General features: G+C 68.1%; 19 protein-coding genes. 7 read left to right on the top strand and 12 right to left on the bottom strand.

From position 1 onward, the window contains the following. Nucleotides 1-62: 62 nt before the first annotated feature. The 5 genes from K6753_RS03145 to K6753_RS03125 all read left to right on the top strand — a co-directional run bounded on the left by K6753_RS03145 (nucleotide 63) and on the right by K6753_RS03125 (nucleotide 3,784). Complete coding sequence (locus K6753_RS03145; RefSeq protein ID WP_223674713.1) at nucleotides 63-1,232, top strand: sensor histidine kinase; 1,170 nt, start codon at nucleotides 63-65, stop codon at nucleotides 1,230-1,232. Next, entirely contained in the window at nucleotides 1,229-1,936 is a 708-nt protein-coding gene (locus K6753_RS03140; protein ID WP_223674712.1) for a LytR/AlgR family response regulator transcription factor, read from the top strand. Before K6753_RS03145 ends, K6753_RS03140 begins: the two co-directional genes overlap by 4 nt. A 73-nt stretch (nucleotides 1,937-2,009) precedes the next feature. Continuing rightward, complete coding sequence (locus tag K6753_RS03135; RefSeq protein WP_223674711.1) at nucleotides 2,010-2,720, top strand: hypothetical protein; 711 nt, start codon at nucleotides 2,010-2,012, stop codon at nucleotides 2,718-2,720. A gap of 25 nt (nucleotides 2,721-2,745) precedes the next feature. After that, nucleotides 2,746-3,207, top strand: a complete 462-nt coding sequence (locus K6753_RS03130; RefSeq protein ID WP_255591139.1) for an RNA polymerase sigma factor — start codon at nucleotides 2,746-2,748, stop codon at nucleotides 3,205-3,207. Continuing rightward, a complete protein-coding gene (locus tag K6753_RS03125) occupies nucleotides 3,188-3,784 on the top strand; it encodes a hypothetical protein (protein WP_223674709.1) in 597 nt (198 codons plus the stop codon). The genes K6753_RS03130 and K6753_RS03125 overlap by 20 nt, the downstream gene beginning before the upstream one ends. A 103-nt stretch (nucleotides 3,785-3,887) precedes the next feature. Here the strand turns inward: K6753_RS03125 and queC are convergent, their stop codons facing one another. The 10 genes from queC to ruvB form a co-directional block, all read right to left on the bottom strand. Beyond that, on the bottom strand, nucleotides 3,888-4,589 hold the full coding sequence (queC, locus tag K6753_RS03120) for a 7-cyano-7-deazaguanine synthase QueC (protein ID WP_223674851.1): 702 nt from the start codon (nucleotides 4,587-4,589) through the stop codon (nucleotides 3,888-3,890). Between the two features lie 133 nt (nucleotides 4,590-4,722). Beyond that, a complete protein-coding gene (gene queE, locus K6753_RS03115; protein WP_223674708.1) occupies nucleotides 4,723-5,397 on the bottom strand; it encodes a 7-carboxy-7-deazaguanine synthase QueE in 675 nt (224 codons plus the stop codon). Between the two features lie 52 nt (nucleotides 5,398-5,449). After that, entirely contained in the window at nucleotides 5,450-6,310 is an 861-nt protein-coding gene (gene ybgF, locus K6753_RS03110) for a tol-pal system protein YbgF (RefSeq protein WP_223674707.1), read from the bottom strand. A 14-nt stretch (nucleotides 6,311-6,324) separates the two neighbouring features. Beyond that, complete coding sequence (gene pal / locus K6753_RS03105) at nucleotides 6,325-6,834, bottom strand: peptidoglycan-associated lipoprotein Pal (RefSeq protein WP_223674706.1); 510 nt, start codon at nucleotides 6,832-6,834, stop codon at nucleotides 6,325-6,327. A gap of 117 nt (nucleotides 6,835-6,951) precedes the next feature. After that, nucleotides 6,952-8,271 (bottom strand): Tol-Pal system beta propeller repeat protein TolB, encoded by a 1,320-nt coding sequence (tolB, locus tag K6753_RS03100; protein WP_223674705.1) that lies wholly within the window; start codon nucleotides 8,269-8,271, stop codon nucleotides 6,952-6,954. 77 nt (nucleotides 8,272-8,348) lie between these two features. After that, entirely contained in the window at nucleotides 8,349-9,305 is a 957-nt protein-coding gene (gene tolA, locus K6753_RS03095; protein WP_223674704.1) for a cell envelope integrity protein TolA, read from the bottom strand. Continuing rightward, on the bottom strand, nucleotides 9,305-9,748 hold the full coding sequence (tolR, locus tag K6753_RS03090; RefSeq protein ID WP_223674703.1) for a protein TolR: 444 nt from the start codon (nucleotides 9,746-9,748) through the stop codon (nucleotides 9,305-9,307). Before tolR ends, tolA begins: the two co-directional genes overlap by 1 nt. Before the next feature lie 50 nt (nucleotides 9,749-9,798). Next, nucleotides 9,799-10,626, bottom strand: coding sequence for a protein TolQ (tolQ, locus tag K6753_RS03085; protein WP_223674702.1), 828 nt, complete (start codon nucleotides 10,624-10,626; stop codon nucleotides 9,799-9,801). Between the two features lie 50 nt (nucleotides 10,627-10,676). Further along, nucleotides 10,677-11,084 (bottom strand): tol-pal system-associated acyl-CoA thioesterase, encoded by a 408-nt coding sequence (ybgC, locus tag K6753_RS03080; protein ID WP_223674701.1) that lies wholly within the window; start codon nucleotides 11,082-11,084, stop codon nucleotides 10,677-10,679. Between the two features lie 69 nt (nucleotides 11,085-11,153). Next, on the bottom strand, nucleotides 11,154-12,173 hold the full coding sequence (gene ruvB / locus K6753_RS03075) for a Holliday junction branch migration DNA helicase RuvB (RefSeq protein ID WP_223674700.1): 1,020 nt from the start codon (nucleotides 12,171-12,173) through the stop codon (nucleotides 11,154-11,156). Between ruvB and K6753_RS03070 the strand changes: the two genes are divergently transcribed. After that, nucleotides 12,109-13,614 (top strand): TrkH family potassium uptake protein, encoded by a 1,506-nt coding sequence (locus K6753_RS03070; RefSeq protein WP_343225651.1) that lies wholly within the window; start codon nucleotides 12,109-12,111, stop codon nucleotides 13,612-13,614. The two genes, ruvB and K6753_RS03070, sit on opposite strands and share 65 nt — an antisense overlap. After that, complete coding sequence (locus tag K6753_RS03065; protein ID WP_223674698.1) at nucleotides 13,607-14,281, top strand: potassium channel family protein; 675 nt, start codon at nucleotides 13,607-13,609, stop codon at nucleotides 14,279-14,281. Before K6753_RS03070 ends, K6753_RS03065 begins: the two co-directional genes overlap by 8 nt. 27 nt (nucleotides 14,282-14,308) lie before the next feature. Here K6753_RS03065 and K6753_RS03060 read toward each other — a convergent pair whose 3' ends face one another. After that, a complete protein-coding gene (locus K6753_RS03060; RefSeq protein WP_425492046.1) occupies nucleotides 14,309-16,222 on the bottom strand; it encodes a potassium transporter Kup in 1,914 nt (637 codons plus the stop codon). Between the two features lie 32 nt (nucleotides 16,223-16,254). Continuing rightward, entirely contained in the window at nucleotides 16,255-16,845 is a 591-nt protein-coding gene (ruvA, locus tag K6753_RS03055) for a Holliday junction branch migration protein RuvA (protein WP_223674697.1), read from the bottom strand. Nucleotides 16,846-16,875: the final 30 nt, after the last annotated feature.

Here is a 16,875-nt window from a genome sequence, read left to right as displayed (position 1 = left end):
GGGCGCTGGACAGGACCCCGTGGGCCGGGCACGATCGGCCCGTCTCATCTCAGGGAACGGCGATGAACGAAGTGGCGCTTGGCACGCTCGGCCAAGGGGGGCGCGCTTCAGATCCACCCGACGGACCTGCCTGGCACCACTGGCGCCAATGGCTTCGGACTATCACCCATGCGTCCCGTTTCTATTGGTCACTGCAGGCGATCAACGCCCTGGGGTCGGTTTTCCTGACCGTCCAGGTGTTGCGGTCAGCCGCGCATATGAGTGGTGGAACCAGTGGACACGGCAGCATGCTGGCCGGCGCGGTGCTCGACGCCGTGATGCTCCTGCTGATGACGCACTTGCTGGTCCGGCCTCTACTGCTGGGCACCCTGGTGCATCGCCGTCCCACTTTGCGGGCCTGGGCCCTTCTTGCAGCGGCACTGCTCGCCTCGGCGGCGGCCACCGTGCTGGCGGGCGATCTACTGGCATCCCTCTCCCCGAAGCAACGGCCTGTCCAGGAGATCACGTTCAACACGGGCGCGGCCCAGTTCGGCGTTGCACTGGTCGGCTGGCAATTGTTCGCCATGCAACTGATCAATGCGATGGCGGCTTACATGCTTTGGGTCGCGGTTTACCTGGGGTGGAAAGCGATCGAAGCACGACGCGAGCTCAGTCGACAGGTGAAGCACGCGCGCCTGTGGCAGTTGACCCGCCAGATGGGGCCGCACTTTCTCTTCAACGCGTTCAATTCCATTCGTGGCCTGATGTACGAGGACCGCGATCGTGCGGCCCAGCTCATCACCCGCCTGTCGGACCTGCTGCGCGTCCAACTCGGGCTGCATGAGGAGACCCACCAGTCCCTGCGCGACGAGTGCCGCATGGCGCGCGACTACCTCGAGATCGAACTGGCGCGGCTGGAGCCGCGCCTGTCTTTCACGTTCGATGTGCCGGAGGAGTGCGAACACTTCATCCTGCCGACGCTGACGGTGCTCACCGCGGTGGAGAACGCGGTCAAGCACGGGATCACGCCGAACCGGGAACCGGGCTGGATCCGCATCAGCGCCCGCCGCGGCATCCACGGCTGTGTCCTGGAGGTTGCCAACTCCTACGCCTTGCCGAGTGCTGCAGAGAGCACCGGCATTGGCCTGAAAAACCTGCGCGAGCGCCTGCTCCTGAGCACGAATGGAGCGGCCAAGATGGATCAGTGGAAGGAACGAGACACATTCCACCTGCGGATGGAGATCCCCGAATGATTCGAGCACTGCTGGTGGATGACGAGCGGATAGCGCGCGTGGAGCTTCGGCGAATGTTACGGGCCCATCCTGCGGTCGCAGTGGTCGGAGAAGCCACGGATGCGGAGGAAGCCTCCGCCGCCGTCGAGAAGCTCAGACCCGACGCGCTATTCCTGGACGTGGAAATGCCGGGGGAGTCGGGGGTGGCCTTCGCCCGTGCGCTGGCCGGGGAGATGCGCGTCGTGTTCTGCACCGCCCACAGTGCGTTCGCGGCCGACGCATTCGAGGTCAATGCGGTCGACTACCTGATGAAGCCGGTGTCGCCTGCCGCGCTGGCCCGTGCAGTGTCGCGCCTCACCGCCAGCGAGCGCCCGGCGGTGGAACACCTCCCCATGGACTTCGCGATAATGCTGAAGTTCAACGACGTAAGCCGTGTCATCCGCCTCGGCGAGATCGAACGCTTCGAAAGCGTCGGCAACTATGTGGCCGCCCATTGCCGCTTGGGCGCTGCGCTGCTGGTGGGCACCATCGCGCGCCTGGAGAAGCGCTTGAATCCCAAGTACTTCATGCGTGCCAACAGGGCGGAGATCGTGCGGATCGATGCCATCCGCGATGTCGAGTCCGACGTGGGCGGCGGCCTTGTAGCCACGATGGAGTCCGGGGCCAAGTGCGAGATTTCCCGTCGCCAGGCCCAGAGCATGCGTGCGCAAATGGCCGTTCTGTAAGGGCCATAGCCGCATGTCAGGTTTTTCCCGACCCGGGGGACTCAAGTGGTGTCCTTACCTGGCCGGAGTTCCCATGTCGACGTTCAGTGCTGCCCTCTCGCCGTCTTCCACGTCCGCCCTGTCCTGGCTCGGCCTCGCACTTCGCTTGTGGGCGCGTGCGCCATTGCGCCTGAGCAGCGTAGCGTTCGTGCCGGTTGTGCTGGAGGGACTGGTGCAACTGGTGCCGTATGGCGGTGTAGCCGCGTCAAAAGTGTTGGTGACCATCGCGAGTGGCTGGGCCTTGCTCGTAGCCGACGCGATCGCGCGTACCGGTGCCGGCGAACCACTTCGACACATCCGCACGTTGGCGGCAGCCTGCCGCGGCGTGCTCGGGGTCGCGCTGCTGGGATTGGCGGTGTTCGCGTTTCAGCTAGCGGTCTGCGGCCTGTTCGCTGGCCCGTCGCAGGCCGCCGTGCTGGCAACCGGGCAGCACCAGGCGATCACCATGTCGGGGGAGACGCTGGGCTGGGTATTCGCCTCGGGCCTGCTACCAGGGGCCCTTCTGATGTTCGTCCTGCCGATCGTGGTGCTCGAGGGCCGGCCGCTGCGGGAGGCCATCCGGGCAAGCGTGGGGACCGCGTTCGCGCACTGGGTGCCTGTCTCACTTTTCACGGTGCTGCAGTTCGCAATGGTCGTGTACGTCCCGCGTGTCCCCGAGTTGCTGCTGGTGCTGCTTCCGTTCGGACTTTGCTCGACATATGCGATCTACAGGACCGTGCATGCCCCCCGCGATCACGTCCTTTGAGGACGTCCTAACCGGGTTTGGGCCGATGCTCGCCCGTACCGCAGCCGCCTACGAACGCGACCCCGCCCTTCAGCAGGATCTTTTGCAGGACATCAGCGTGGCACTGTGGCGGGCCTTGCCGCGGTGGCGGGGCGATGCGCCGATCAAGGGGTACGTGGCTCGCATCGCCCACAACTGTGGTGCGGACCACGTCGGCCGGCATGCGCGACGGGTCGAGACGGAACTCGAGGAATCGTTGATCGACCCCGGATCGGGTCCCAGCGAACATGCGCAGACACACCAGTCCAGACAGTCCCTGCTCGATGCGGTTCGGCAACTTCCGCTCGGGCAACGGCAGGTCGTGGTGCTCTCGCTGGAGGGCTTCACCCTCGTTGAAATCGCCCACGCGCTGATGATCGAGCCGGACTCGGCCAACCAGCGAATGAGCCGCGCGCGCCGCGCGCTTCGCCACTACATGGGCCAGGACCATGAAGCGACACGACCCTGAATCCTCACAATGGCAGGAACTGCGGGAGACCTGGAGCTCCCAACCCGTGCGTACGGCAATCGATCCTTCCACGCTGCAGGCTCTCCAGCGCCGCCTTCGGCGACACAGGCTGCTGTGGTGGGTGGAAAACGCCGCCGCCCTATCGGGAATACTGGTGGCGGCAATGCTCGCCTGGCAGGGAAGGATGACCAGTCTGGCCGGAGCCGTGGTGGCCGTCCTTCTGCTCACGGCCTGCGCACTTGCCGTCTGGACGGCAGTGAGCCGTCGAGCAGCATGGAAGATGGGCGATCAGAGCACCGAAGGCATGCTTCGGGCCGCAATGGGTACGACGCGCGCATCGATCCGATTCTGGCAGGTCAACCGTACGCTGACCTGGCTCGCAGGTCTCGCACTCTGCGTGTTCGTACTCGCCCGGATGTCGTGGGGGGCGCTCCAGATACCGCCCGCACTCGTCTACAGTCCACTTCTGATCGTGCCCCTGTGCATTGCCAGCGACATGCTGATGCGGTCGCGCTTGCGGCAACTCGCGTCCAGGTTGGAAGGCCTGCAGCGAATGGTCGTCGACTTGCACACATGAAAGCGACATAGGTTCGCCCAGCCCGGCATCCAACTTCCGGACGCGCTTCAAAGGCCTCCCGAGCGGTGCATCTCCGTGTCGCTTTTGGACGATGCGCGGTCGCTCAGCGGTATCGGGTGGGATCGATGGCGCCGGCGCCCTTGAAGCCCTCGGCACGCAACCGGCATGCATCGCAATGACCACACCCCCGCCCTTCTTCGTCGGCCTTGTAGCACGACACCGTGTCGGCGAAGTCCACGCCCAGCCGCACCCCTTCGCGGACGATGTCGGCCTTGCTCATGTGCTGCAACGGCGCGTGGATGCGGATGCCGGCACCTTCCACGCCGGCCTTGGTGGCCAGGTTGGCGAGCCGTTCGAACGCTTCGATGAACTCCGGGCGGCAGTCCGGATAGCCGGAGTAATCCACCGCGTTGACACCGCAGAAGATGTCCGCGGCGCCGAGCACTTCGGCCCACCCCAAGGCGACCGACAGCATGATGGTGTTGCGCGCTGGGACGTAAGTGACGGGGATATGGGTGCCCCCGGCCTGGTCCAGCGGCACATCGATGTCGTCGGTCAGCGCCGAGCCCCCGATGCTGCGCAGGTCGACGTTGACTGTCTTGTGCGCCACGGCGCCGAGCGTACGAGCCAGCGTTGCGGCCGCGTCCAGCTCGGATGTGTGGCGCTGGCCGTAGCGCACGCTGAGCGCATTGACGGCAAAACCCTGCTCGCGCGCTATGGCCATCACGACCGCCGAGTCCATGCCGCCCGATACCAGGACGACGGCGGGCTTCGAGGTGGCCGCGGACGGCGTTGGATTCGGCATGCGGTTGGACATCGGTGTCTCGTCAATCAATCGGTCGGGGCGAGCTTCGGCGCATGGCGCGAGCGTTCGTGTGTGCTTTTGCTGCGCAGGCAGCGAATTGCGTTGCCAACGGACTGGCGCGTACGGGCCCGTGTCACCGCCCCGGCGCGTCGTCCCACAGCAGCTTGTGCAGTTGCACCTGGAAGCGGACGGGCAGCCGGTCCTCCACGATCCAGTCGGCCAGTTCACGGGGCGACACCTGGCCGAAGCTGGGCGAGAACAGCACGTCGCAGGTCGCGGCCAGGCGGTGCTCGGCCAGCACACCCTTCGACCACTCGTAATCGGCCCGGTCGCAGATGACGAACTTGACCTGGTCGTGCGGGGTCAGGAGCGGCAGGTTGGACCACAGGTTGCGCCCGACCTCGCCGGAGGCAGGCGTCTTGATGTCGAGCACGCGCGACACCCGCGGGTCCACCTCGCCGATGTCGATGGCGCCGGAGGTCTCCAGCGACACCTCGTAACCGGCGTCGCACAGGCGCGCCAGCAGTGCGACGCAGCGCTTCTGCGCCAGCGGCTCGCCACCGGTCACGCAGACATGGCGGGCGCCGTGGCGCGCGACTTCCTCGAGGATCGCATCGAACGTCCACCAGTCGCCGCCGTGGAACGCATACGCCGTGTCGCAGTACTGGCACCGCAGCGGGCAGCCGGTCAGGCGCACGAACACGGTCGGCCAGCCGATGCTGCGGGCTTCGCCCTGGAGCGACAGGAATATCTCGGTCAGCCGCAGCCGCTCGGGCGACGCGGCCGCAGCGTGGGGAACGGCGGACATCCCGCTATTTTACCCCCAGCCGGCCGGCACGCTGCCGGTCGGGCACGCCATCTCAGCGCAGGCGCCCCAGCTGGATCGCGCCAAGGCGGTCGGCGGCAGTGCGCGCAGCGTCGCTGCCGGGATACCGCGAAACGACGTCCTGCAGGGTGCGTTCGGCACCGTCCAGGTCCTGCAGGCCGTACTGGCTCAGGCCGACCTTCAGCAGGGCACCGGGCGCCTTGTCGTGCGTGGGATACCGGTCCAGCAGCGCCTGGAACTGCTCCTGCGCCAGCGGGTAGTTCTGGGTGACGTAATAACTCTCGCCCAACCAGTACAGGGCATTGGGTGCGTAGCTGCCACCCGGGTAGCGGCCGAGGAACGCCTGGAACAGCCGTGCCGACTCGGCGTACTGGCCCGACTTCAACGCGTCGAACGCGGCGTCGTAGGCCTCCCGCTCACCTTCGCCCAGTGCCAGCGTGCCGCGATCGCCGTACACCGACGGCGGGCGGTCTTCCGCCGCAACCGCCGGCGCCGACCCCGCGGCGGGGGCCGAACTATCGGGAATAGACGCGCTGCCGACATCCGGCGATGCATCCAACACGGGTGCGGCATCGATCGGCGGGCTGGCGGGCGCGCCGCCCTCGAGCCGGTTGAGGCGCCCGTCCAGGTCGAGGTACTGGCTGCGGGAGGTCTGCCGCAACTGGTCGAGGGTGTGCTGCAACTCTTCGACCTGCGAACGCAGCGTCGTCACTTCGGTCTTGAGCAGGTTCACCTGGTTCAACAACTGCACGTTGGCCTGGTTGTCCGCGGCGCGCTGCTCGAGCAGCGCGACACGGTCGGCCAGGCTGGCGCGCTGGGCCCACACGGGTGCGGCGGCCACGAGGGCCGCCGCAACCGTTGCAGACACCAAGGCGATACGTCGCGTCCTGGTCATCATCGGCTTCCGCCTCACTGCGCGGTGTAGATGATCTCGACGCGGCGGTTCTTGGCCCAGCAATCCTCGCTCGACGCGGTGCAGGTCGGGCGCTCTTCGCCGTAGCTGGTCACCATGATCTGGCTGCCCGAGCCGCCGTTGGCCTGGATGGCCGACGATGCCGAGTTGCCGCGACGCTCGGCCAGGCCCATGTTGTACTCGCGGCTGCCGCGCTCGTCGGCGTGGCCTTCCAGCGTCATGCGCGAGGACGGACGGTCACGCAGGTACTTGGCGTGGCAGCCGACGATGGCCTGGAACTCCGGACGCAGCGTGTCCTGGTCCAGGTCGAAGTAGATCGTGCGCTGGCGCAGGCAGGCGTCGGTGTTGAGGTCTTCCGGCGTGTACGCGCCCGGCGTGGTAGCGGTATCGGTCACCGGCGCGGTCGGGGTGGTGTCGACCACCGGCTCTTCCTTGACCTTCTTGGAACAGGCGACCGCGAGGGTGCAGAGCGCGGCGGCGGCGATGAGGCGGACGGAACGGTTCATGGCGATTTCCTTGTCTTTTGCGTAAGCGTGCGTTTCGGGGTGGGTACTGCTTATTGCGGGATCAACTGCAATCGGCAAGGCGCCGCAGGCACCTGGAGTGCCCGCGGCGCTGGGAAGTCATCGTGGCGTGCGGTACGGCCCCCAGGCCGGCTCGCGTACGTTGCCATCGGCCAGGACCAGGCGCTGGCGGACACGCCCGTCGGCGGACACCGCGTACAGCACGCCCCGGCCGCCTTCGCGCGCAGCATAGAGGATCATGCTGGCATTCGGCGCAAAGCTCGGCGACTCGTCCAGCGAACCCGGCGAGAGCGTGCTCCAGCGCGCCGATCCCAGGCTGCTGTCCATCAGCGCGATGCGGTAGTTGTTGCCGGCACCCTGCGCCGTGGCGATCTTCTTGTCGTCGTAGGACACGCTGGCACTGGCGTTGTAGCTGCCCTGGAACGTGACCCGGCTGGCGCTGCCGCCGCTGGCGGACACGCGGTAGATCTGCGGATTGCCGCCGCGGTCGGAGGTGAAGTAGATCGAGCCGCCGTCGGCGCTCCAGGACGGCTCGGTGTCGATGCCGAAATGGTTGGTCAGCTGGTTCAGCGCGCGGCTGCCCAGGTCCATCACGTAGATCTCCGGGTTGCCGCTGCGCGACAGCGTCAGCGCCAGCCGTCGGCCGTCGGGCGAGAACGCTGGTGCGCCGTTGATGCCACGGAAGCGCGCGATCTGCTCACGGCTGCCCGAGGCGATGTTCTGGATGTAGATCGACGAGCTGCCGCCCTCGAAGCTGACGTAGGCCAGGCGGTTGCCGTCGGGGCTCCACGACGGCGACAGCAGCGGCTCGGACGAGCGCACCACCGTCTGCGGGTTGTAGCCGTCCGAGTCGGCCACCATCAGCGCGTACTGGCTGCCCTGCCCCACGCCGGTCGCGGTGACATAGGCGATGCGCGTGAAGAAGGCACCCGGCACGCCGAGGATCTTCTCGTAGATGGCGTCGGCGATCTGGTGCGCGACGTCGCGCATCGCGTTGCTGCGCGCGGTCAGTGCGAATCCGAGCAGGCGCTGCTGGGTGGCGACGTCGAACAGCTCGTACTCGACCCGGTAGCTGCCGGAGCCGGCGTCGGCGACCCGGCCCACCACCAGGTAGTCCTGGTTGAGCGCGCGCCACGTCGGGTAGCTGACCTCGCTGCCCCGGCTCGGACGCTCGACCATGTCGTCCAGCGGCAGGCCGCGGAACTGGCCGGAACGGTTGAGATCGGCGGTGACCACCGCCGAAATGTCGGTCTCCGGGGCTGCGCCACTGCCTTGGTACGGCATGGGAACGACGGCGATCGGCAGGGCCGCGGCGCTACCGCCGACGATGTCGATCTCCAGGCCCTGTTGCTGGGCGGTCGCGGCGAATGGAATCAGGACGGCAAGCAGCGCGGCGAGCCAGCGCACGGGTCGTTTCATCGGCAGTTCCAGGGGGCGAGCGGAGAAGTGTTAACAGCTTGGGCGTGAACGCTGTCTCAAAGCTGAATCCGGGTGGGTCATCGGTCTTGGGCGGTAAAAGTGAAGATAAGTGTTCGATTGAAGACGTCCTCAAACCCCGCATGAGGTAACGGTTGCGCTTTGAGCACTGCGGCTTCTATCGATCGACGACCTTGCTCGTCATAGGCGCATGGGCTGGAAACCTCCGCGCTCATGACCTCGCCCCCCGGCAACTGCCTGATGATCAGCTTGCAACGAGCACCCAGAGGCACAGTCTCCGGACGGGTCCATTTCGCGAGGACGGCGGCTTGAATCGCCGCCTGGTACCGGGCCAAGAGATCCGTATCGACGCCGTTGTTGCCTGCCGGCGCGCTGGCGGCGGCCTCTGCGGCGCTGCGGGCGCGCGCCTCGGCGATCTTTTCCAGCTGCGCCTGCGCCTGCGCGGCCTCGCGTGCTGCGGCCTCACGCCGGCGACGGATATCGGCCAACTGCTGCTGGCGCTCCCGCTCCATCTCCGAGAGCCGGCGCTGGCGCTCGGCCTCCTGCTGGCGGCGCTGTTCGGTCAGGTCGACCTGCTCCTGACGGCGGCGCTCCTCCTGCAGTTCGCGCTCGTCGGTCGGGGTCGGCGTGGGCTGGTCGGTGACGGCGTCGCGGCTCTCGGTGTCCGGGTCGGTCAGGAACTCCTGCGGCACAGTCTGGGGCGGCGTCGGCGCGTCTTCCGGCACCGGCTCGGGCACGGGCTGCGGCAAGGGGGCCGCGTCCTCGGGAACCGGTTCCGGCTGGGGTTCGGGCACCGGCTCGACGGCCGGCTCGGGCCGGTCTTCGAGGGTCTGCTGCATCGCCTCCGACAGCGCGGCCGCATCGATCAGCTCGGCCGAGATCGGCGAACCGGCCGCCGACACCTGCTCGCGGGTTGAGCTGAACCACATGCCGAAGAACAGCACGGCCAGCAGCAGCGCATGCAACCCGATCGCGAGGACGACGGCCTGCGCGGTATCGACGCGCGATTCCCGCATTACTCGCCGCCTTCGCCGTTGGGCTGGCTCATCAGGCCGACACGCTCGACGCCGGCTTCCTGCAGCAGCACCATCGCATCCATGACCTTCTGGTAGTTGGCCGAACCGTCACCGGCCACGAAGACCGGCACCTGCGGGTTCTGGTTGACGATCGCGCGCATCTTGGCCAGCAGGGTGTCGCGGGTGACGGCCTCGTTGCTGCCGGCCTCCACCGTCAGGAAATAGTTCCCGGCCGGGTCGACGCTGACAATGACCGGGTCCTTCTTTTCCTGCATGGACTTCGCGTTGGACTGCGGCAGTTCGATATCGACGCCCAGGTTCAACAGCGGCGCGGTGACCATGAAGATGATCAGCAGCACCAGCATCACGTCGATGTACGGCACGACGTTGATTTCGGCCTTGAGCTTGCGCTTGCGGTGGCGGCGCGAGGCGATGGCGGACATGGCGGTTCTCTCGTGTGGCTGCGTTCAACGCCCGAGACGGGCCATGCGGGTCAGCGGAGCGGCACGTTCGGCGCGGCGGCCGGGGTGTCGTCGGTGTGCGACTGGCGCTCCAGGATCGAGGAGAACTCCTCGGAGAAGGCTTCGTAGCGCACGCTGATGCGGTCGACCTTGGTGGCGAAGCGGTTGTACGCCCACACCGCCGGGATCGCGGCGAACAGGCCCATCGCGGTGGCGATCAGCGCCTCGGAGATGCCCGGCGCGACGGTGGCGATGGTCGCCTCCTTCATGTTGGCCAGGCCCTGGAACGAAATCATGATCCCCCAGACGGTGCCGAACAGGCCGACGTAGGGCGCGATCGAGCCGACGTTGGCGAGGAATTCCAGGTTGTGCTCCAGCCCGTCGATCTCGCGCGCCGACGCCACGCGCATGCCGCGCTGCGCGCCTTCCAGTTGCATGCGGCTGTCGGCGCCGCGGCGCTGGCGCTGGCGCCCGAACTCGCGGAAGCCGGCCTCGAAGATCGCTTCCAGCCCGCCGATCTCGCGGTTGCGGCCGGTGGACCCGGCGTAGAGCTTGGACAGCTCCGCCCCCGACCAGAAGCGCTCCTCGAACTGGTCGGCCTCGCGCTCGGCGCGGTCGAGCACCTTCTTCTTGCGGAAGATGATCACCCAGGACGCGATGGACGCCGCCAGCAGCAGCACCATCACCAGCTGCACCGGGATCGAGGCGTGCAGGACCAGCTGCAGCAGGTCCAGGTCGTTGCCCAGCGCGGCGGGCGCCGAGGCGGCGGCGGATGCCGCCGATTCGGCCACGGCTCCCACGGCCTCCTCGGGCAGCGGCTCGACGGTGGTGGCCAGCAGGGCGGTCATCGTTGCGGTCATGCCAGTGGTTCTCCGGGCCCGGGGGCCGTTGTCCGGTTATCGCGCGCCCTTCAGGCGGGGCGCTCCAACGCCTTGAGTTGTGTGTGCAGCCCGGCCGGGATCGCCTTGGGGCGGAACCCGCCGGCGTCCAGCGCCGCGACGCGCACCTGCGCCGTCAGCAGGGTCACGCCGTCGCGCAATACGGCCTGGTCGAACACCGCGCTGGCGCGCCGGCAGTCGCGCAACTGCGCGGTGACCTGCAGCGCATCGTCCAGCCGGGCCGGCTTGAGGAAGTCCACCGCCATCGCACGCACGGCGAACACCAGGTCGTGCTCCTGCCGGAGCCGGTCCTGGCCATACCCGTTGGCGCGCATCCATTCGCTGCGCGCGCGCTCCAGGAACGCCAGGTACTGCGCGTGGTAGACCACCCCGCCAGCGTCGGTATCTTCCCAGTAAACGCGCACCGGAAGGCTGAACATTGTTTGAAGTTGCTCCGTCGGCTGTGATCGCTGCCCGTCCGCACCCGGTTGGTGCCCGGCAGCGGGAGGTCAGAACAGCGAGGCGTCGCGGCCGACCGGCTCCAGGCCCATGTGGCGGTAGGCCTTGGGTGTCGCTGCGCGACCCCGTGCGGTGCGCACCAGGTACCCCTGCTGGATGAGGAAGGGCTCGATCACATCCTCCAGCGTGCCGCGCTCCTCGCTCAGCGCCGCCGCCAGCGATTCCACGCCCACGGGCCCGCCGTTGAACGACTCGATGATCGTCGAAAGGAGGCGCCGGTCCAGCTCGTCGAAGCCCTCCGGGTCGACCTTGAGCATCGCCATCGCGCCATCGGCGGTGGCACGGTCGATGCGTCCACCAGCACGCACCTGCGCGAAATCGCGCACGCGGCGCAGCAGCCGGTTGGCGATGCGCGGGGTGCCGCGGGAGCGCCTGGCGATTTCGCTTGCGCCGTCGGGCTCGCACTCGATCCCCAGGATCTGCGCTGAGCGCCGCACGATCCGCGTCAGCTCCTCGGCACTGTAGAACTGCAGGCGCTGGACGATGCCGAAGCGGTCGCGCAGCGGCGCGGTCAGCAGGCCGGCGCGGGTGGTGGCGCCGATCAGCGTGAAGGGCGGCAGGTCGAGCTTGATCGAGCGGGCCGCGGGGCCTTCCCCGATCATGATGTCGATCTGGAAGTCCTCCATCGCCGGGTACAGGACCTCCTCGACCACGGGCGAGAGGCGGTGGATCTCGTCGACGAACAGCACGTCGTGAGGCTGCAGGTTGGTCAGCAGCGCCGCCAGGTCGCCGGCTTTCTCGATCACCGGGCCGGAGGTCACGCGCAGGTTGACGCCCAGCTCGTTGGCGATGACGTGGCTTAGCGTGGTCTTGCCCAGCCCGGGCGGGCCGAAGATCAGCACGTGGTCGAGGGCTTCGCCGCGGCCCTTGGCGGCCTCGATGTAGATCTTCATCTGCTCGCGGACGGGCTGCTGGCCGAGGTATTCGTCCAGTACGCGCGGGCGGATGGACGCCTCGGCCAGGTCGTCCTCGCGGGTGGCGGCGGGCGCGATGATGCGGTCGTCGGTCATGGCGTGCATGGTCGCACGCGCGGCACACGGCCGGCAGCGTTCGCGGGCGGCGGCGGGCGGTGGCACAATCCGCGCGCCACACGCCGCGCCCAGGAGCGCGTTGACCCACGACCGGATGCGACACGGGATCCAACACCCCGCCCGGCTTGTGCCGCTGGCGTTCCTTGCCGCCATCGCACTGGGCACCGGCCTGCTGATGCTTCCGGGCGCGTGGGCGGCCGACGGCAACTCGCCGTGGCTCACCGCACTGTTCACCGCGACCTCGGCGGTATGCGTCACAGGCCTGGCCGTGGTCGACACCGGCACCGCGTGGTCGCCCTTCGGCCAGGGCGTGATCCTGCTGCTGTTCCAGGTGGGCGGCTTCGGCATCATGACCGGCGCCACCCTGCTCGGCCTACTCGTGTCCCAACGCCTGCGCCTGGCCACGCGCCTGGTGGCCCAGGCCGAGACGCGCAGCCTCGGGCTGGGCGACGTGATGGGCGTGCTCAAGCTGATCCTGGCGGTGACGCTGGCGGTGGAGGCCACGGCTGCGGCGGTGCTGACTCTGCAATTCCATGTCGGCCATGGCCAGCCGCTTGGCCGCGCGCTGTGGAATGGCGTCTTCCATGCGGTGTCGGCATTCAACAATGCCGGCCTCTCGACGTACTCCGACAGCCTGGTGGGCTTCGCCACCGACCCGGTCGTGCTACTGCCGGTGATGCTGGCGATCATGATCGGCGGCGTCGGCTTTCCGGTGCTGTTCGAAATGCACCGCCAGCGCGGCGGCTGGTCGAAGTGGTCCGTCCACACGCGCATCACCCTGGCCGGTTCCGCGTTCCTGCTGGTCGCGGGGATGGGGGCCATCCTGGCGCTGGAGTGGCACCACACGCTTGGCGGGCACGGGCTGGTCGGCAAGCTGCTGGGTGCGGCATTCCATTCCGTCAGCGCGCGCACCGCGGGGTTCAATACCCTGGACGTCGGCGCGATGGCGTCGGAAACCTGGGCGATCCACTACGTGCTGATGTTCATCGGCGGCGGCAGCGCCGGCACCGCGGGCGGCATCAAGGTGACGACGTTCTTCCTGCTGGGCTTCGTGGTGTGGGCCGAAGTCCGCGGCCAGCGCGACGTCACCGCCTTCAACCGGCGCATCGCCGTGGACGCGCAGCGCCAGGCCCTGACGGTGGCGCTGCTCGGCATGGCCTTGCTGGCGTTCGCGACGTTGGCGCTGATGGCGCTGACCGCGCTGCCGCTGGAGGTGCTGATGTTCGAGGCGATCTCGGCCTTCGCCACCGTCGGGCTGTCCACCGGCATCACCGCGCAACTGCCGCCAGCCGCGCAGCTGGTGCTGGTGGCACTCATGTTCATCGGCCGCGTCGGTACCATCACCGTCGCCACTGCCCTGGCGCTGCGCAGCCGTCCGCGCGCCTATCGCTATCCAGAGGAGCACCCCATCGTTGGCTAAGCAGCACAAGGCGGTACACACCGACAGCGTGGTCGTCATCGGGCTGGGCCGCTTCGGCAGCGCGGTGGCCGACTCGCTGCTGCGGCTCGGGCACGAGGTGCTGGGCATCGACGAGGACGCCGCCGTCGTGCAGCACTGGGCCAGCCGCCTCACGCACGTGGTGCAGGCCGACAGCACGCGCAGCGACGTGCTGCGACAGCTGGGCGTGGGCGAGTTCTCACGCGCGGTGGTCGGCATCGGCAGTGACGTAGAAGCCAGCGTGCTGACCGTGCTGGCGCTGGAGGAGGTCGGCATCGGCGACATCTGGGCGAAGGCGACCACCGAAAAGCACGGCCGCATCCTGGAGCGCACCGGTGCGCACCACGTGGTCTACCCGGAGGCGGCGATGGGCGAGCGCGTCGCCCACCTGGTCACGGGCCGGATGATCGACTTCATCGAGTTCGACGATGGCTTCGCGATCGCCAAAACGCGCGCGCCGCGCGAGTCGCATGGCAAGACACTCAGCGAGTCGGCGCTGCGCAGCAAGTACGGCGTGACCGTGGTCGGCGTGAAGCGGGCGCGGCTGGACTTCACCTATGCCAAGGCCGACACCCTGATCGAGCATGGCGACCTGCTGATCGTGTCCGGCCCGACCGGCCACGTGGAAACCTTCGCCGCGCTCGACTGACGCCTCGCGCGCAGCCGGCCGCCGGCGCTAGATCTCCACCTGCGCGCCCAGTTCCACGAGGCGGTTGCCGGGAATGCGGAAGAAGCCGGTCGCGGAGGCGGCATTGCGGTGCATGACGGCGAACAGCCGGTCGCGCCAGATCGGCATGCCGCGCTTGGCCATCGCCACGATCGTCTCGCGGCTGGCGAAGTAGGTGGTGTCCATCGGGTCGAAATAGATGCCGCCCTGGTCGCAGCTGCGCATCAGCGCCAGCGGGACGTCCGGCGTTTCCATGAAGCCGAAGCGGACGATCACCCGGTGGAACTCGTCGCCGATGGCTTCCATCTTCAGCCGCCGGTGCGCATAGGGCACGTCCAGCGTCTCCACCGTCAGGAACACGTTGCGCTCGTGCAGCACCTTGTTGTGCTTGAGGTTGTGCATCAGCGCATGCGGCACGACGTTGGGGTCGGCGGTGAGGAACACCGCGGTGCCCGGCACCCGCACCGGCGGCGCGAGCATCAGCCCCGGCAGGAAGGTGCCGAGCTGGATGCCTTCCTTCTGGATCTCGTCGCGCAGCAGCTTGCGCCCGCGCCGCCAGGTGCGCAGCAGGGTGAACAGCACGATGCCCAGGATCACCGGGAACCAGCCGCCCTGCAGGATCTTGGCACCGTTGGCGATGACGAACGCGACGTCCGCCACCAGGAACACCACGCACAGCGGCAGCACCCACAGGCGCCAGCGCGGCCACAGCGCGCGCGCGACGATCGCCAGCAGCAGCGTGTCGATCAGCATCGTCATCGACACCGAGATGCCGTACGCGGTCGCCAGGTTGGACGAGGTGCGGAAGGTCAGCACCAGCAGGATGACAATCACCATCATCATCCAGTTGATGCCGGGGATGTAGATCTGGCCGATGGTGTCGCTGGAGGTGTGCTTGATCTCCATGCGAGGGATGTACCCCAGCTGCATCGCCTGGCGCGCCACCGAGAAGCCGCCGGTGATCACCGCCTGCGACGCGATCACCGTGGCAGCGGTGGCCAGCGCGATCATCGGCCAGCGGCCCCATTCGGGCACGCCGATGTAGAACGGGTTGCGGATGGCGGTCGGGTCTTCCAGCACCAGCGCGCCCTGGCCCAGGTAGTTGAGCATCAACGCCGGCAGCACGAAGAAGTACCACGCATAGCGGATGGGCTTGGCGCCGAAGTGGCCCATGTCGGTGTAGATGGCCTCGCCGCCCGTTACCGCCAGCACCACCGCACCGAGGATGAACACGCCACCGAGGCTGTGCTCGTAGAAGAAGCGCATCGCCCACCACGGGTTGATGGCGTTGAGCACTTCGGGCTCGTGCAGGATGTTGACCACGCCCAGCACGGCCAGCACCACGAACCAGGTGACGGTGATGGGCCCGAACACGCGGCCGACCTTGGCCGTGCCGTAGCGCTGGGTGGCGAACAGGCTCACCAGCACCAACAACGTGACCGGGATGATCCAGTCGTGCAGCTGGGGCGCGACCACCTCCAGGCCCTCCACGGCCGACAGCACCGAGATCGCCGGCGTGATCACGCCGTCGCCGAAGAACAGCGACGCCCCGAAAATCCCGAGGATGCCCACCAGGTACGCCGACCGCGATCCCGACGCGAGGCTGCGCTGGGCCAGCGCCATCAGCGCCATGATGCCGCCCTCGCCCTCGTTGTCGGCCCGCATGATGATGGTCACGTATTTCAGCGTGACCACCAGCATCAGCGACCAGAACACCATCGACAGCACGCCCAGCACGGTGTCGTGGTCGGCCACCAGGCCGTAGTGCGGCGAGAACGCCTCGCGGATCGTGTACAGCGGGCTGGTGCCGATGTCGCCGAACACGACGCCGATCGCGCCCACCATCAAGCCGGCAAGGCCGACGTTGCCGTGGGTGTGGCTGCCGGCCTGTTCGTGCCGGGGCGTGTTGGTGGCGGTGGCCATGGGCCGTCCTGGTCTGTTGGAACTTCGGAAAGTCAGCGCAGCGCCGATTTCAGCGCTTTGCGGATGATGGTGGCGGCATCGTCGCCCGCCTCGGTGGCGTCACGGGCCATGCGCGCCGCCTCGGCCGGCTTGTAGCCCAGCTGCTGCAAGGCGATCACCGCCTCGGACTGGGCGTCGCCCGGCATTCCCTGGCCACCGAGGGTGGCGCCCGCGCCGGCCAGGTCGGCGGCGCGGTCGCGCAGCTCGACGACCATGCGCTCGGCGGTCTTCTTGCCGATGCCGGGGATGCGCGTCAGCGCGGTGACGTCGCCCGCCTGCACCAGCCGCGCGAACTCGTCCACCGGCATGCCCGAAAGCACGGCCAGCGCGATCTTCGCGCCGATGCCGGTGACCTTCTGCACGTCGCGGAACAGGCGGCGCTCGGCCTCGCGCAGGAAGCCGTACAGCGACACGCTGTCTTCCTTCTGCGCGTAGTGCGTGAACAGCGACACCTCCCGACCCAGCTCGGGCAGGTCGTAGAACGTGCTCATCGGCGCTTCCAGCTCGTAGCCCACGCCGTTGACGTCGACCACCAGCCATGGCGGTTGCTTGTGCACGACGATGCCTTTGAGGCGTCCGATCATGGGGTGGCTCCTGTCTTTGTCTCGCACCCC

Source organism: Novilysobacter selenitireducens, from assembly GCF_020026895.1.
Taxonomy (GTDB): domain Bacteria; phylum Pseudomonadota; class Gammaproteobacteria; order Xanthomonadales; family Xanthomonadaceae; genus Lysobacter_C; species Lysobacter_C selenitireducens.
This window is presented reverse-complemented; position numbering and strand designations above follow the sequence as displayed.

Coding starts and splice junctions, on each gene's coding strand:
- queE (WP_223674708.1), bottom strand. CDS start 5,397: ATGTCCGCCGTTCCCCACGCTGCGGCCGCGTCGCCCGAGCGGCTGCGG.
- K6753_RS03060 (WP_425492046.1), bottom strand. CDS start 16,222: ATGGCCACCGCCACCAACACGCCCCGGCACGAACAGGCCGGCAGCCAC.
- ybgC (WP_223674701.1), bottom strand. CDS start 11,084: ATGTTCAGCCTTCCGGTGCGCGTTTACTGGGAAGATACCGACGCTGGC.
- tolQ (WP_223674702.1), bottom strand. CDS start 10,626: ATGACCGCAACGATGACCGCCCTGCTGGCCACCACCGTCGAGCCGCTG.
- K6753_RS03145 (WP_223674713.1), top strand. CDS start 63: ATGAACGAAGTGGCGCTTGGCACGCTCGGCCAAGGGGGGCGCGCTTCA.
- K6753_RS03125 (WP_223674709.1), top strand. CDS start 3,188: ATGAAGCGACACGACCCTGAATCCTCACAATGGCAGGAACTGCGGGAG.
- queC (WP_223674851.1), bottom strand. CDS start 4,589: ATGCCGAATCCAACGCCGTCCGCGGCCACCTCGAAGCCCGCCGTCGTC.
- K6753_RS03070 (WP_343225651.1), top strand. CDS start 12,109: ATGGACGCCTCGGCCAGGTCGTCCTCGCGGGTGGCGGCGGGCGCGATG.
- K6753_RS03140 (WP_223674712.1), top strand. CDS start 1,229: ATGATTCGAGCACTGCTGGTGGATGACGAGCGGATAGCGCGCGTGGAG.
- tolR (WP_223674703.1), bottom strand. CDS start 9,748: ATGTCCGCCATCGCCTCGCGCCGCCACCGCAAGCGCAAGCTCAAGGCC.
- K6753_RS03130 (WP_255591139.1), top strand. CDS start 2,746: ATGCTCGCCCGTACCGCAGCCGCCTACGAACGCGACCCCGCCCTTCAG.
- ruvA (WP_223674697.1), bottom strand. CDS start 16,845: ATGATCGGACGCCTCAAAGGCATCGTCGTGCACAAGCAACCGCCATGG.
- tolB (WP_223674705.1), bottom strand. CDS start 8,271: ATGAAACGACCCGTGCGCTGGCTCGCCGCGCTGCTTGCCGTCCTGATT.
- tolA (WP_223674704.1), bottom strand. CDS start 9,305: ATGCGGGAATCGCGCGTCGATACCGCGCAGGCCGTCGTCCTCGCGATC.
- K6753_RS03135 (WP_223674711.1), top strand. CDS start 2,010: ATGTCGACGTTCAGTGCTGCCCTCTCGCCGTCTTCCACGTCCGCCCTG.
- ruvB (WP_223674700.1), bottom strand. CDS start 12,173: ATGACCGACGACCGCATCATCGCGCCCGCCGCCACCCGCGAGGACGAC.
- ybgF (WP_223674707.1), bottom strand. CDS start 6,310: ATGACCAGGACGCGACGTATCGCCTTGGTGTCTGCAACGGTTGCGGCG.
- pal (WP_223674706.1), bottom strand. CDS start 6,834: ATGAACCGTTCCGTCCGCCTCATCGCCGCCGCCGCGCTCTGCACCCTC.